Here is a 13,652-nt window from a genome sequence, read left to right on the forward strand (position 1 = left end):
AGAAAAAAGAGGCTGGACTCCAGCCTCTTTTTCTATTCTATGCAGCTGATTGAACGTGTTTCGCCCCGGTTCTTTTTTTCTTCACCGGACTTAATGCCCGCTCCAGCCAGGCCATGAGCAAATCCGCCCCTACCGCCATCACCGCAGTTGGTATCGCTCCGGCTAGAATAATCGCAGTTCCGTTTGTCGCGTTTGAGCCGCGGACAATCATGTCCCCAAGGCCTCCGGCACCGACAAATGTGCCAATCGCTGTAATTCCGATGGCAATGACGAGAGCCGTGCGAAGGCCCGCCATAATGACAGATAGTGCGAGCGGGAGCTCAACCATTCTGAGCACTTGGAATTTCGTCATGCCCATTGCTTTCCCCGATTCTAAGTAGGCATGCTCAATACTGATAATGCCTGTGTACGTGTTTCGAATAATCGGCAGCAGGGAATACAGAAATAATGATAGAATCACGGTATTTGCGCCGAGCCCCATAACAAGCATTAAGACGGCCAGCATAGCGAGCGCCGGGATTGTTTGAATAACGTTTGTTACGGCAAACACCCAGGCTGACAAACGGCGAAAATGCGCGATGAGGATTCCGACCGGAACCCCGACGACAGCGGCAAACAATACGCCGTAAGCCGACATGAGAAAGTGGCGGCTGAATTCATCCATGACGTAACTGCCATTCTGCGCGTAATACGTCATTAACTGTTCAAACACGTTCATTGACCTCGTCCCCCTTTCACGATTCGAAGTAGCGATGTTTTTCTAAATATTCCTTGGCAACGACAGACGGTTCTTTGAGATTGCCGTCGACTTCATAGTTAAGCTCCTGCATCGTGGCTGTGTCGATTTTTCCGAGCATTTTCTTGATGATGCCTTCAAGCTCAGGATGTTCTTTGAGCACCTTTTCCGGAACAACCGGAGAGCAGTCGTACGGCGGGAAAAATTGTTTATCATCCTTTAGCATTTTGAGACCATAGGACTTGATTCTTCCATCGGTTGAATACGCAAGCACAATGTCCATTTTTCCGCTCTTCACCGCGTCGTACACAAGGCCGATCTGCATCGGATACGTGCCGCCGAATGTCATGCCGTAGGTTTTTGTAAAATCCTGATAGCCGTTTCCTTTGAGCTTCATCCAATAGTTATCAACGCCCAGCTTTAATTGCGGCGCCCATTTTTTAACGTCTGATACGGTCTCTAAATGGTATTGGTCGGCCAGTTCCTTGCTGACTGTAAAGGCATATGTATTATCAAACCCGTAGGAGTTATACCATTTTAAATCATATCTTTTTTTAAACTCCCGCTGAGTAAGCGCCAGCGCTTTGTCCGGATCTTTTTCAGGTTCCATTCTCAACGTGCCTGTCAGCGCGTCTCCCGTATATCTTGTGGCCGCAATGTCAATTTCCCCGTTCATTAAAGCCTGCTGCTGCACCGCGTTGGAGCCAAGATTTTTAATCGTTGTTGTTTTGAGATCAGTATGGTGTTCGATCAACTGGCCAAGCATACTGGCGATGATTTCTGATTCGCTCATGCTTTGCGCGCCGATTTTAATGGTCTGGTCTGCAGCAGCGCTGAGACCAGGAAGCGAACAGCCGCTCAGCGTCAGCGTTGCCGCAAGTGCTAAACCTATCATTAATTTGAGATATTTTCTTTTCATGAGCCGCCTCCTTATGACAATTCATTCAATCTCTGCATGCCGGCAGGTGTCAGTTTTCGTTCAGCAACTGCCAGCACATAATCAATCACAATTGCCAATATCGTGACAGGTACCGCGCCCCCGATGATATATTCCGGCTGATATAAATTCAGGCCGATAAAAATGTAATCACCCAATCCACCGCCTCCGATAAAGGAAGCAAGCGTGGCCCAGCCGATTAAGTAAATCGTCGATGTTCTGATTCCCGCCATGATCACTGGCGCGGCAAGCGGCAGCTCCACCAAGCGGACTTGTTCAGTCGGCGTCATTCCTATGCCTTTACCAGATTCGAGCAGATTTTTGTTGACGCCGCGAATGCCGGTATACGTGTTGCGAAGAATCGGCAATACGGAATAGAAAAACAAAGCCACAATGGCCGGAACCTTCCCTACACCAAGGAGCGGGATAAAAAAAGCGAGGATGGCCAGACTCGGCAGCGTCTGAATAATATTGACAATGCCGATAATGGTGCCGGCTCCTTTTTTCATTCTGGTAAGTACAACTCCGAGGGGGACGGCAACCAGCACGCCCAGGATCACAGCAATGAGCGATATCGTAATATGCTCGTATGTTTTATAAAGAAGCTCGCCCCCATTGGTTTGCAAAAATTGAACAATATGATGCATGACTTATCGCCCCTCCCTATGACAATGCTGCGAGCTGCTTTTCTTCTCCCCAGAGGGAGTCATACACGATGTCGACCAGACTTGCCCTCGTCACAATTCCGATCAGGCGTCGGTCTTCATCCACAACGGGAACATATTTGACACCCCGTTTTAAAATTTTGCGGACCGTGTCGCGCAGCAGTGTGCCGCCCAGTACTGTGTATATATTTTCATGTAAAACCTCACCTACGAGATTGGCCTTTTTCCGGCATTGATCAATGATTTCAACATCGACATAGCCTTGCAGAACGTGCTCGTCATCGACGACCAGCAATGAATCGACCCGTTCCTGCCTCATCAGCTGAATGGCCTCAGAAAGCGTTTTATCCGCGGTGATCGTTACAGGCTGTGTGTTCATAATCTGGTCAACCCGTTCAACATCCGGGCTGGATGACTGAATCAGCCGCTCCTTGCCGATAAATTCCTCAACAAATTCGTCTGCCGGATTTCTTAAAATGTCATCGGGCGTTCCAACTTGAACGATTTCTCCCGCTTTTAAAATCACAATCCGGTCTGCCAGCTTAATCGCTTCATCCATATCATGGGTAACAAATACGATGGTTTTATGTAAGGTTTTTTGCAGTTTTTTAAATTCTTCCTGGAGGGAATCCCTCGTAATCGGGTCGAGTGCCCCAAACGGTTCATCCATTAAGATAAGCGGCGGCTCCGCGGCAAGTGCCCGTAATACACCAATTCGCTGCTGCTGCCCCCCGCTTAATTCATGAGGGTAACGGTCTAAATATTCAGGCCCCATATCGACCAATTTTAAAAGCTCACGCGCCCGCTCTTTCCGCTGCTGCTCCGGCCATTTCAGCAGTTTTGGGACGAGTGAGATATTCTGCTGAATGGTCATATGGGGAAACAGGCCGATCTGCTGAATCACATAGCCAATTTTGCGCCTGAGCTCTACAGGATCCTGGTCCATGATGTTTTCGCCGTCAATGAAAATCTTCCCGGCGGAAGGTTCAATTAATCGGTTAATCATTTTCATTGTTGTTGTTTTCCCGCAGCCGCTCGGCCCGATAAAGCAGATAAATTCGCCTTTTGCAATCTTAAGATTTACGTTGTTCACGGCTTTTTTGCCGCCCCTGTATGTTTTCGAGACATTTTCTAATGTCAGCAAACATCGCACCTCCAAAATTAAGTTTATTCAATTTGTTCAGTTTAAATTTAATTTTTTAGACAATTGAATGCTTCACATTATAGAATAAAGTTTATAAAATAAAAAGTTTACAATTTGTTCATATTATTTATAAAGTATGTGTAAACGCTGATTTACCCGCATTGACGTGTGTTGATCTCCTTATTGCTCCAATTTCCTGCCAAATTCTCTTTTGACAGCATTTTCGCCGTATCAAAAATGTGGTATATTGACATCGGAATTGTTAGCTGAAAGGATGAAACCGTTGGAGAAAGATCCGTTAACGATCATTGAACAAGCCGAGGACCATTTTATAGAAAAAATCGCGGAAAACATGCATGCATTTGGAATGCCCTCTACCGTCGGACGTGTGTTGGGCATTATTTATATGAATCGAAAACCGATGACGCTTACGGAATTATCTGAGGCCACCGGCATGAGCAAAACACGCATGAGCCAGGTAGTGCGGGAAATGCTTGATGCCAACATTGCCGAGAAGGTGTTCGAAAAAGGCGTCCGAAAAGATTTATATGAGGTTGAGCAGGACTACTATCAAACATTTATCACGCTGTTTTCAGCCACCTGGAGCAAAGTCGTCAGCAAAAACAAAATGATGCATAAAAAACTCAATCGGGAGCTGCTTAGCGTGTTGGATGAAGAGCTTACTCCTGAAGCGGAAGAAAAAGTGAATGAACTGCTGAAAGAATTAAAGGAATGGCTTGATTATTATAATTGGCTCAGCCGTTTGATTGAGTTTTTTGAGAGCGAAGAAATTTTTAAATATGTGCCGAAGCCGTAAAAAACGCCCTGTCATTACAAGGCGTTTTTTCTTATGCGGCACCTGCCAAGTTTTTCTTCTTTCTCTTTTTAATCGGGCTTAATGCTCGTTCAAGCCAGCCCATGACCAAATCGGCAATCACCGCCATCAGAGCTGTGGGGATCGCTCCCGCTAATATAATCGCGGTTCCGTTTGTGGCGTTTGATCCCCTGACGATGATGTCCCCGAGACCGCCTGCACCGACAAATGTCCCGATGGCCGTAATGCCGATGGCAATGACAAGCGCGGTGCGCAGGCCGGCCATTATGACCGAAAGCGCAAGCGGAAGCTCGACCATCCTCAGCACTTGAAATTTTGTCATCCCCATTGCTTTTCCGGATTCAAGATAGGCGTGCTCAATACTGATAATCCCTGTATACGTATTTCTGATAATCGGCAGAAGAGAATACAGAAATAATGACAATATCACCGTATTAGCGCCCAGCCCCATGACAAGCATCAGCACGGCAAGCATGGCGAGAGCCGGGATCGTCTGAATGACGTTCGTGACCGCAAAAACCCATCCGCTTAATCTTCTGTATCTGGCTATCAGGATGCCGAGCGGAATTCCAACAATGGCGGCAAATAAAACGCCGTATACCGACATCAGAAAATGGCGGTAAAACTCCTGCAGCACATAACCGCCGTTTTGCGAATAGTATGTGCCAAGCTGCTGTAGTACTTCCATATGATCCACCTCTTTTCTTAGTCAAAATAATGATGTTTCTCTAAAAATTCCTTTGCTACGACAGACGGCTCCTTCAGCTTGCCATCCACTTCATAATTAAGTTCCTGCATCGTTTCCGTGTCGATTTGCCCAATCAGCTTATTGATCACACCTTCAAGCTCCGGATGCGCCTTAAGCACCTTTTCCGGAATCACCGGTGAACAGTCATACGGCGGGAAGAAACGCTTATCATCTTTTAAGATTTTCAAGTCATAGGCTTTAATCCGTCCATCCGTTGAATAAGCCAGAACGGCGTCCATTTTCCCGTTTTTGACTGCGTCATAGACAAGCCCGATCTGCATTGGATAAGTTGTGCCGAATTCAAAGCCATATGTGCTGACAAAGCCTTTATACCCGTCACCTTTTCGTTTCAGCCAAGCATTGTCGACGCCTAATTTATATTGGGAGGCATTTTTTTTCAGGTCGGACACGGTGTTAATATGCTTATTTTCCGCAAACTTTTTTGTTACGGTGAAGGCATACGTGTTATCAAAGCCGTAGGAATCAAACCATTTATAAGAAAAGCGCTTTTGAAACTCGTTCTGCACAATGTTCAGCGCTTTTTTTGGATCTTTCTCCGCTTCCTTGCCGAGGGTGCTTGTTAAATCTGTTCCGGAATAGCGCGTGGCTGAAATATCAATGTCACCGCCCAGCATCGCTTGGTGCTGAACATAGTTTGAGCCGAGGTTTTTCACTAAAGCGGTATTCAAATCTGTATCATGTTCAATAAGCTGCGCGATCATATTCGCTAAAATTTCTGATTCTGTCATGCTTTGCGCCCCGATTTTGATTGTGTCGTCAGAAGCGCCGCCGAGACCCGGCAGAGAGCAGCCGCCTAGCAGCATGACAAAGACGAGAGCAAACGCGCCAAGCCATTTGATTTTTGTCATTTTCAACTGAGCCAACTCCTTACGAAACTTCCTTCATCCCTTGCAAGCCTTTCGGCGTCACCTTTCGTTCTGTCACGGCTAGGACATAATCAATGATAATTGCCAGAATTGTGACAGGCACGGCACCGCCAATGATATATTCAGGCTGGTATAGGTTCAGGCCGATAAAAATATAGTCCCCGAGGCCGCCTCCCCCGATAAACGACGCAAGTGTCGCCCAGCCAATTAGGTAGATCGTTGATGTGCGGATCCCCGCCATGATGATGGGAATCGCCAGCGGGATTTCAACGAGCCGAATCTGCTCCCAGCCGGTCATGCCAATCCCTTTCCCCGATTCCAGGAGGTTTTTATTTACACCTTTAATGCCGGTATACGTATTGCGCAGGATCGGCAGCACCGAATAGAAAAATAAAGCGACAATCGCAGGCACTTTTCCTACACCGAGAAGCGGAATAAAAAAGGCTAAAATCGCCAGACTCGGCAGGGTTTGCACAATGTTTACGAAACCGATTACCGCACCTGCGCCTTTTTTCATTCTGGTAAGAGCAACGCCGAGCGGCACTGCAAAGATAATGCCCAATACAACGGCTATGAGTGAAATATATAAATGCTCTCCTGTTTTATACAACAGCTCTCCGCCGTTCGTTTGCAAAAAAGTCATCATTTGATTCATCTTAAAAGAGCTCCTCCCCTGGTCAGATCGTCATGAGCTGGTTTTCCTCGTCGCCCCAAATGGAATCGTATACGATATCAACGAGGCTCGCTCTTGTCACAATCCCTGCTAAATGGTTCTGTTCATCGACCACCGGAACATACTTGATCCCCTGCTTCAAAATTTTTCGGACTGTATCGCGAAGAAGCGCCCCTTTTTGAACGGTATATATATCTGAACGGTATACGTCGCCAACGATGCTCGCTTTTTTGCGGTTTTGATCAATCATTTCCACATCAACATAGCCCTTCAGCACGTTTTGCCGGTCCACAACGAGCAGCGAGTCAACACGTTTTTCTCTCATCAGCTGAATCGCCTGAGAAAGCGTTTTGTCCGCAGATACCGTCACCGGCGTTCTGTTCATCATTTGCTCTACCCGCTCGATATCCGGTCTTGACTGAATCAGGCGCTCTTTCCCGATAAATTCTTCAACAAACTCATTTGCCGGGTTTCGAAGAATCTCATCAGGTGTGCCGACTTGAACGATTTCTCCCGCTTTTAATATCACAATCCTGTCAGCAAGCTTAATCGCTTCATCCATATCGTGGGTTACAAACACAATCGTTTTGTTTAAGGTTCTCTGCAGTTTTTTGAATTCTTCCTGAAGGGAATCACGCGTAATCGGATCAAGCGCTCCGAACGGTTCATCCATTAAAATGAGAGGGGGTTCCGCTGCCAGGGCGCGCAGCACGCCGATTCTCTGCTGCTGTCCGCCGCTGAGTTCATGCGGATAACGGTCTAAATACTCTGGGCCCATATCCACAAGCTTTAACAGCTCGCGCGCCCGTTCTTTCCGTTTTTCCTCAGGCCATTTCAACAGTTTTGGTACGAGTGAGATGTTCTGCTGGATGGTCATATGGGGGAACAAACCAATCTGCTGAATCACATAGCCGATTTTTCTCCTCAGCTCAACCGGGTCCTGTTCCATAATATTTTCTCCGTCGATAAAGATCCTTCCAGACGATGGTTCTATCAGTCTGTTAATCATCTTCATCGTCGTCGTTTTTCCGCAGCCGCTCGGGCCGATAAAACAGATAAATTCACCTTTGGCAATATCTAAATCAATGCTGTTCACAGCTTTTTTGCCGCCTTTATATATTTTTGACACTTGTTCCAATTTCAGCAATCCGTGCACCTCCGCAGGTTTCCTTTAAATTTTCTGAAAAGTATAATCCTTATTATAGTTTGAACTTTGTAAAATAAAAAGTTTACAATGTGTTGAAATTATATGTTATTTATAGATTATTTATTGTTATGACCGAGACGGAAAGGGTGTTCTTACAATTACGCCGGATACCTCCCACTTCCTCTGCATTCAGCTATTTTCAACACCAGGTAGAAATATGATATATTGACACCATCAATTGCCATTTGAAGGGATGATCAGCTGTGAAAAAAACCGCTCTCGACATCATTGAACATGCTGAAGAGCATCTCATTGAGAAGATTGCCGAAAATATGCATACGTTTGGAATGCCTTCAACTGTCGGACGTGTGCTCGGAATTATTTATATGAATCGAAAACCAATGACCTTAAGCGAGCTCTCTGAGGCAACGGGCATGAGCAAAACACGGATGAGCCAGGTTGTCCGGGAAATGATCGATGCCAATATCGCCGAAAAGGTGTTTGAAAAAGGCGTACGAAAAGACCTTTATGACGTCGAGCAGGATTATTATCAAACCTTCATTTCTTTATTCGCGGCGAATTGGACAAAGGTCGTGAGCAAAAACAAAGTGCTGTATAAAAAATTAAACCGGGAGCTGAGTGATCTTTTACAAAGGGACGGGCTTACCCCGGAAGCGGAAGAGAAAGTCAATCAGCTGCTGAATGAATTAAAAGAATGGCTTCATTACTATGATTGGCTGAGCAGGTTGATTGAATTTTTTGAGAGTGAGGAAGTCTTTCGGTACGTGCCAAAAACAAAAGAAAGCAGCTCTCTAAAATAAGGAGCTGCTTTTTGCATCATGAGGTTAAGATCGGAAACATGCCTTTCAGCCCCGCACCAATCATCCCGACCGCAACCACGGCTAAGATTAATCCCATCAGTCTGGTAATCACATTCATCTCGGTTTTTCCGAGTTTGCTGCTGATAAAAGCAGAATAGTGGAAAAAGAGAAAGGTCAGGGCAATAACGGCGGCTATACCGATCATGACAGCCACATAATGACCAATGCCGCTATGACCGGCGGAAAGGCTCATCACTGTTGCAATCGTTCCGGGCCCAGCAATGATCGGAATGGATAAAGGTGTGACTGATATATCCGCTTTTTCCTTGCTTTCCTTATGTTCATCATGGTGAAGAGATTGCACGTGCGATTCTTTCGCATTCAATAGATTATAGGCAATGCCGAAAATGAATATGCCGCCCGCCACTCGGAGCGCGTGAATGTTGATATCAAACAGTTTAAAGATAAGATGGCCGAAAACCAAAAAAGCTGCGAGAATAAAAAAGGATAAAATAGCTGCCTTCCGGGCAATCGCTTTTCTTTCCGCTGCAGTATAGCCTTCTGTCAGCGTCAGAAATATCGGTACGTTTCCGATCGGATTCGATACTGCGAATAAAGAAATGAAGACGTGAACGATGAATGAGAACATCATATACCTCCTTGTTGGTAGTGTCTGCACAGAAAATAGAATTATTCTCCACCCTTTTACCCGGAGGCGATTTCCCGGTAAACCTTTATAGCCTGTCAGAAACGCGCCATGCTACAATGAAGTGACAAATTGAATAGGAAGGACGTATACAGATGTTCAAAAAAATTGCGGCAGATGCCTTGGGCTTATCTGATATCGGAAAAATTATCGAACCTCAGGACTATGACAAAACAGACGCAGATGACTATGTCATGCATGAAGATAATGAGAAAATTTATTTCTTGATTAAAACAAAAGCAGACGAGTATTGCTTTACGAACCTGGCCCTGATCCATGTAGACGGCGAACGCGCCACTTCCTCGAAACGAACGTTGAAACGCTATCCTTATTCGCAATATAAAATCTCTGACGTTTTTCTTGAAACTGCCGGAAAAGTGGATTTGGATGTTGAAATTAAGTTCAAGCTGGGCGGTGAACAATTCGACATTGATGTCCACAAAGACCAGATTGAAAAGTTAAAAGACCTTTATAAAGCACTGCTTCGCATCGCTGAAACAACCTATGAAAATGACATTTTAATCAATCAAGCGGAGCAAAGCTTAGATAAAGCAGTGACGATTCTTCACCATACCCGCCCTGAGCACGTCAATATTGAAACGCAATACAAAGAGCTGACCGAATTCGGATTCACTTGGCTGACATCCGTTCGCTCGCAGTATCATATTAAGGATTTTGGGGATGTATTTGAGAAATATATTAATAACTAGATAAAAAAAGACACAGCTGCTATCGTGCTCGTGTCTTTTTTTGTATGAATATTGATTACTTTACAACTTTTTTCTTTTATAATAAAACTATTAGTCTATTTTCCCTATATTACAGATAAAGGAGTTATTTTATGTATTGTCCTCAATGCGGCCATCAAACAGATGGCGGAAATTTTTGTGAGAAATGCGGATCACCGCTCCCCGGTCAATCAGGCCACCAGCATGCAGCTCAAACTGGAGCCGCTGCAAAGCAAGCAGCAAAACAGTTCGGTTCATTTGTCTTATCCGTCCTGAAACGCCCTTATCAGGAATGTAAAGCAACAGGCGGAGAACAGCTGATCAGCGCAATCATTACGATGGTTCTTTTCAGTTTGCTGACCCCTTTGATGTTTTATATTCTTTTTTCAGACGGTCCCGGAAGCGTAAGCTTTACAGCAATCTTCTTAGAGCCAACCATTTATTTTATTTTATTTCTATTTGGCCTGCATGCATGCATCTTTTTCGCCCTGAAAATCGCGGGAAACCAAGTATCTTTCAAGGATTCATTCTCAAGATTCGGAGCGTTTCTCATACCGTTTACGGCTATTTTGATTCTTGCCCTTTTCTTCTTTTTATTACATACAGACATTTGCTTTACTATATTAGCCATTGGTTTAATCGGTGCATTTTTCGCCATTCCTCCTGCGATGCTGAGCAGTTACCAGCATTCATATAAAGGGAAAATTGATGTCATTTACTCAACGATTGTGATTTATCTGATCATCTGCGTTACATTTCAGCTTATTATCGAACACTATGTCAAAGAAATTTTCCGTTATATGCTCTTTTAAAAACAATCCCATCACCTGCTGGTGATGGGATTGTTTTATTGAATAGACGTTAAGTAAATTCTTCCGTTCTTCACTACGCCGGTATAGGTCCAGTTATATGTTCTGAGCTTTGGACTGCCGCCTGATTTTGTGATATAGAATTCTTCATACGTCTTAATCGTGATAGCCGACCCATTTTGGCTCCAGCTTTTCACTTCATAGTTATTAAAGTCTTCTGTTGTCCCCTCTTTATTTAATTTCGACACGAGATGCTGCTGGTCGGAATAAAGGGAACTGCCTTTTTCAAGGCTGTCTTCCATCAGTGAGAAATTATTTTGATTCACGGCATCTGCCTGACTTTGCAGATAACTGCCCATAAATAATGTCACTTGTTCATCTGTAACATCGCCGCTTGCAGAGCTTTCACTGCCTTTGTTTTTCGAGCCAGCCCAGGCGGAAGTGTATGTCTCTGGTTTATCATTTTTGATTTTCTTTATATTTGTGCCTGCAGATTGGAATGTTGATTCTGCATCTTCGAAAATCCACTTTTTCTGTTTTTTATCATATGAAAGAAGATATTCATAACTCGGACTGTCGTCAGTCATTTCAGATTTTGTATAGTCGTTATACGAAGAAGACTGGTGAAGTTCTTTTCCTGTTACCGATACCTGCCACGTTCCGTCGTTTTTCTGAGAGAGGGCAAATGTGTCCAGGTCAAAATCAGTTTCCAAGTATCTATCTTTTAAGTATGAATCCGCGCTTTTCATAGAATCGACGGTGTCCTTCGTCTCCGCCTTCCAATTGGCACTTGCCTCTGTCATCTGGGCTGTATTTCCATCAGATAGAGCTTTGGAGTATTGTTTTGTTGTTTTGACAATTGTGTTCATAATCTGTTCCTGTGTATCTTGATCAGGAATTAACGTTAACTCCATTTCTTTATCATCGATCGGAACGCCGGCAGTTTTTGTTTTTCCCCACGGAAATTCTGCCTCGACTGAAGCTGTCATTGATCCATCTGTCAGCAGCGGACCGTATGTTACGGATTTGAATGGGTCTTTATGAATCGACTTGCCGTTAATCAGCAAATCTCCCTTCCCGCTCTTGATGTCATCCGCTAAGCTGAATGTCACATCGTCTGCTTCCAATGAGAGATCAACACGAAAGCTGCTATCACCAACCGCCTGAATGTCTTCCTTTTTCACAAGATCGACGACATCGTTTTTCAGTTTGGCTGAGACTGTATATTCGCCGGGAATGTACGGACCGAGGGTTTGTGCTTGATCTGCTTTCTTTACAGATCCGGCTTCCTCTTTATTGACATATAGATCGGTATTTTTATAATTGCTGCTCACTTCAAAATAAACAGGTGCTACCTTTAAGTCATAATGGTCAAATACCAGCAGGCTTTTCCCGTCTTTTTCTGCATATACGATATCCTTCTGGGCTGTTTCATCCCGCAGCGATGCAAAAAGTTCATCTTTTTTGTCTGGATGATCCTTCAAATATGTAAGAAACGGTTTTACATTATTTTTAGTGAGTTTAAGATTGTCATTTACCGGTGTAAGTAGAGTCGCGATTTGGTCCTGATCCTCATCATTTACGGCCTGTTCAAACTTGTTAACTAACCTATCCTTTGAAGTAAAATACGCTCCGGTTTTATATGCGGCGAATAATATAACGCACGCCGCGGCAATGCTGCTCCATAAAATGATGGTTTTCTTAGGGATCGGTTTTCGCGGAGCCTGCCTTGTTTCTGCAGTGCTAGCTGTTTCTTGATTCGCCTGTTTGCTGCCCCCTCCGATCGGGGTGCCGCATTGTTTACAAAACTTGGCTCCATCATTATTCTGGGAGCCGCAATTCTTACAAAAAAACATGACTTTCCTCCTATTCTACTAATTTGATAACATTTACTGCTTTTCATATTTTATAATAAAACAGAATGAAATTGGGAACGAATGAAAAAATTAAATGTCTATCAGACTAAAAAAGGTGGTACGAATATGCAAAAGCTCAGGATTGAATTAGAAAAAGAAACAAATGACGAATTATATGATCTATTGCTGCTCGCCGATCCATCGAAAGACATTGTAGATGAATATCTTGAGAGGGGAGAATGTTACACAGCTTTGGCCGGTGATGAGCTTGCAGGTGTTTATGTATTGCTAAAAACAAGGCCGCAAACAGTTGAAATTGTAAATATTGCGGTAAAAGAATCTCTTCAGAAGAAGGGCTTTGGCAAACAGCTTGTACTTGACGCCATCGAAAAGGCGAAGGAGCTGGGGGCGGACACGATTGAAATCGGCACGGGGAATTCCAGCATTCATCAGCTCTCCCTCTATCAAAAATGCGGATTCCGCATTCAGGCGATCGACCACGATTTCTTTGTCAGACATTATGATGAGGACATTTTTGAAAACGGGATTCAATGCCGCGATATGGTAAGGCTTTATTTGGATCTTTAATAAAAGAGCTGCCGCATGATCATCGGCAGCTCTTTCATATAGAAATTAAAAAAACTGATTCGCTTTTTTTCCGGTATCCCGCTGCATTCCTTTCCTCACTGACAGTATAAAAAAAGTCAGGACGAGAGTCAGACCGACAGCCAGAAAAATATAATCAGCGTCCATAAACACAAGAAGCACTGTGTAAACAGCTGCTGAAAGAGGTTCTCCCATCTTTACGATAGAAAAAATAAGTGAGAAAATTCTTCCGAAGGAGTTCAATCGGGACAGTCTTTTGAACATACAGAACTGTTTGTACATCAATATAGAAAATAATAACGCCTAGCACCAAAAAAAGTACAAAATCATCAAGGAAATAAATAGATGGATAAT

At 44.2% G+C, this 13,652-nt stretch carries 15 protein-coding genes and 1 pseudogene; 5 read left to right on the forward strand and 11 right to left on the reverse strand.

Translation table 11 applies throughout. The features are described 5' to 3' along the window. Window positions 1-37: 37 nt before the first annotated feature. The 4 genes from opuBD to opuBA are packed head-to-tail and all read right to left on the reverse strand — an operon-like array spanning window position 38 to window position 3,482. Complete coding sequence (opuBD, locus tag ACZ07B_RS13775) at window positions 38-718, reverse strand: choline ABC transporter permease OpuBD (protein ID WP_128993418.1); 681 nt, start codon at window positions 716-718, stop codon at window positions 38-40. A gap of 16 nt (window positions 719-734) precedes the next feature. Further along, on the reverse strand, window positions 735-1,655 hold the full coding sequence (gene opuBC, locus ACZ07B_RS13780; RefSeq protein ID WP_464877326.1) for a choline ABC transporter substrate-binding lipoprotein OpuBC: 921 nt from the start codon (window positions 1,653-1,655) through the stop codon (window positions 735-737). Between the two features lie 11 nt (window positions 1,656-1,666). Further along, window positions 1,667-2,320, reverse strand: a complete 654-nt coding sequence (opuBB, locus tag ACZ07B_RS13785) for a choline ABC transporter permease OpuBB (RefSeq protein WP_017695164.1) — start codon at window positions 2,318-2,320, stop codon at window positions 1,667-1,669. 16 nt (window positions 2,321-2,336) lie between these two features. Then, window positions 2,337-3,482, reverse strand: a complete 1,146-nt coding sequence (gene opuBA / locus ACZ07B_RS13790; RefSeq protein WP_086344325.1) for a choline ABC transporter ATP-binding protein OpuBA — start codon at window positions 3,480-3,482, stop codon at window positions 2,337-2,339. Between the two features lie 283 nt (window positions 3,483-3,765). On the opposite strand from opuBA, the gene ACZ07B_RS13795 reads away from it, so the two are divergent. Next, window positions 3,766-4,299, forward strand: a complete 534-nt coding sequence (locus ACZ07B_RS13795) for a GbsR/MarR family transcriptional regulator (protein WP_014480910.1) — start codon at window positions 3,766-3,768, stop codon at window positions 4,297-4,299. A 31-nt stretch (window positions 4,300-4,330) separates the two neighbouring features. On the opposite strand, the gene opuCD is transcribed toward ACZ07B_RS13795, so the two are convergent. The 4 genes from opuCD to opuCA are packed head-to-tail and all read right to left on the reverse strand — an operon-like array spanning window position 4,331 to window position 7,772. Next, entirely contained in the window at window positions 4,331-5,005 is a 675-nt protein-coding gene (gene opuCD, locus ACZ07B_RS13800) for a glycine betaine/carnitine/choline/choline sulfate ABC transporter permease OpuCD (RefSeq protein WP_014478003.1), read from the reverse strand. 17 nt (window positions 5,006-5,022) lie between these two features. Then, complete coding sequence (gene opuCC / locus ACZ07B_RS13805) at window positions 5,023-5,934, reverse strand: osmoprotectant ABC transporter substrate-binding lipoprotein OpuCC (RefSeq protein ID WP_464877408.1); 912 nt, start codon at window positions 5,932-5,934, stop codon at window positions 5,023-5,025. 19 nt (window positions 5,935-5,953) lie between these two features. Further along, the gene (opuCB, locus tag ACZ07B_RS13810; protein ID WP_464877327.1) at window positions 5,954-6,607 is read right to left on the reverse strand and encodes a glycine betaine/carnitine/choline/choline sulfate ABC transporter permease OpuCB; all 654 of its coding nucleotides are present in this window, start codon (window positions 6,605-6,607) and stop codon (window positions 5,954-5,956) included. A gap of 22 nt (window positions 6,608-6,629) precedes the next feature. Next, complete coding sequence (opuCA, locus tag ACZ07B_RS13815) at window positions 6,630-7,772, reverse strand: osmoprotectant ABC transporter ATP-binding protein OpuCA (protein WP_038829384.1); 1,143 nt, start codon at window positions 7,770-7,772, stop codon at window positions 6,630-6,632. A gap of 263 nt (window positions 7,773-8,035) precedes the next feature. On the opposite strand from opuCA, the gene opcR reads away from it, so the two are divergent. Then, a complete protein-coding gene (gene opcR, locus ACZ07B_RS13820) occupies window positions 8,036-8,593 on the forward strand; it encodes an opuC operon transcriptional regulator OpcR (protein WP_003228345.1) in 558 nt (185 codons plus the stop codon). A 16-nt stretch (window positions 8,594-8,609) separates the two neighbouring features. Here opcR and ACZ07B_RS13825 read toward each other — a convergent pair whose 3' ends face one another. After that, on the reverse strand, window positions 8,610-9,245 hold the full coding sequence (locus tag ACZ07B_RS13825) for an NAAT family transporter (RefSeq protein WP_003228343.1): 636 nt from the start codon (window positions 9,243-9,245) through the stop codon (window positions 8,610-8,612). 149 nt (window positions 9,246-9,394) lie between these two features. On the opposite strand from ACZ07B_RS13825, the gene ACZ07B_RS13830 reads away from it, so the two are divergent. Together ACZ07B_RS13830 and ACZ07B_RS13835 are read left to right on the forward strand one after the other, a co-directional pair. Further along, complete coding sequence (locus ACZ07B_RS13830; protein ID WP_003243118.1) at window positions 9,395-10,009, forward strand: PH domain-containing protein; 615 nt, start codon at window positions 9,395-9,397, stop codon at window positions 10,007-10,009. A gap of 131 nt (window positions 10,010-10,140) precedes the next feature. Then, window positions 10,141-10,839, forward strand: coding sequence for a zinc ribbon domain-containing protein (locus tag ACZ07B_RS13835; protein WP_185183964.1), 699 nt, complete (start codon window positions 10,141-10,143; stop codon window positions 10,837-10,839). A 35-nt stretch (window positions 10,840-10,874) separates the two neighbouring features. Here ACZ07B_RS13835 and ACZ07B_RS13840 read toward each other — a convergent pair whose 3' ends face one another. Then, on the reverse strand, window positions 10,875-12,692 hold the full coding sequence (locus ACZ07B_RS13840; RefSeq protein ID WP_464877328.1) for a zinc ribbon domain-containing protein: 1,818 nt from the start codon (window positions 12,690-12,692) through the stop codon (window positions 10,875-10,877). A 126-nt stretch (window positions 12,693-12,818) separates the two neighbouring features. On the opposite strand from ACZ07B_RS13840, the gene ACZ07B_RS13845 reads away from it, so the two are divergent. Continuing rightward, window positions 12,819-13,280, forward strand: a complete 462-nt coding sequence (locus ACZ07B_RS13845; RefSeq protein WP_160831774.1) for a GNAT family N-acetyltransferase — start codon at window positions 12,819-12,821, stop codon at window positions 13,278-13,280. Window positions 13,281-13,325: 45 nt separating this feature from the next. Here the strand turns inward: ACZ07B_RS13845 and ACZ07B_RS13850 are convergent. Next, window positions 13,326-13,620: pseudogene (locus ACZ07B_RS13850) on the reverse strand (MFS transporter); the annotation flags it as partial. Between the last annotated feature and the right edge of the window lie 32 nt (window positions 13,621-13,652).

It is taken from the genome of Bacillus sp. 9.4 (genome assembly GCF_055486415.1).

Bases quoted from the DNA above. Each gene is read 5' to 3' on its own strand.
- opuBD (WP_128993418.1), bottom strand. From the start codon at position 718: ATGAACGTGTTTGAACAGTTAATGACGTATTACGCGCAGAATGGCAGT.
- opuBC (WP_464877326.1), bottom strand. From the start codon at position 1,655: ATGAAAAGAAAATATCTCAAATTAATGATAGGTTTAGCACTTGCGGCA.
- opuBB (WP_017695164.1), bottom strand. From the start codon at position 2,320: ATGCATCATATTGTTCAATTTTTGCAAACCAATGGGGGCGAGCTTCTT.
- opuCD (WP_014478003.1), bottom strand. From the start codon at position 5,005: ATGGAAGTACTACAGCAGCTTGGCACATACTATTCGCAAAACGGCGGT.
- opuCC (WP_464877408.1), bottom strand. From the start codon at position 5,934: ATGACAAAAATCAAATGGCTTGGCGCGTTTGCTCTCGTCTTTGTCATG.
- opuCB (WP_464877327.1), bottom strand. From the start codon at position 6,607: ATGAATCAAATGATGACTTTTTTGCAAACGAACGGCGGAGAGCTGTTG.
- ACZ07B_RS13825 (WP_003228343.1), bottom strand. From the start codon at position 9,245: ATGATGTTCTCATTCATCGTTCACGTCTTCATTTCTTTATTCGCAGTA.
- ACZ07B_RS13830 (WP_003243118.1), top strand. From the start codon at position 9,395: ATGTTCAAAAAAATTGCGGCAGATGCCTTGGGCTTATCTGATATCGGA.
- ACZ07B_RS13835 (WP_185183964.1), top strand. From the start codon at position 10,141: ATGTATTGTCCTCAATGCGGCCATCAAACAGATGGCGGAAATTTTTGT.
- ACZ07B_RS13840 (WP_464877328.1), bottom strand. From the start codon at position 12,692: ATGTTTTTTTGTAAGAATTGCGGCTCCCAGAATAATGATGGAGCCAAG.
- ACZ07B_RS13845 (WP_160831774.1), top strand. From the start codon at position 12,819: ATGCAAAAGCTCAGGATTGAATTAGAAAAAGAAACAAATGACGAATTA.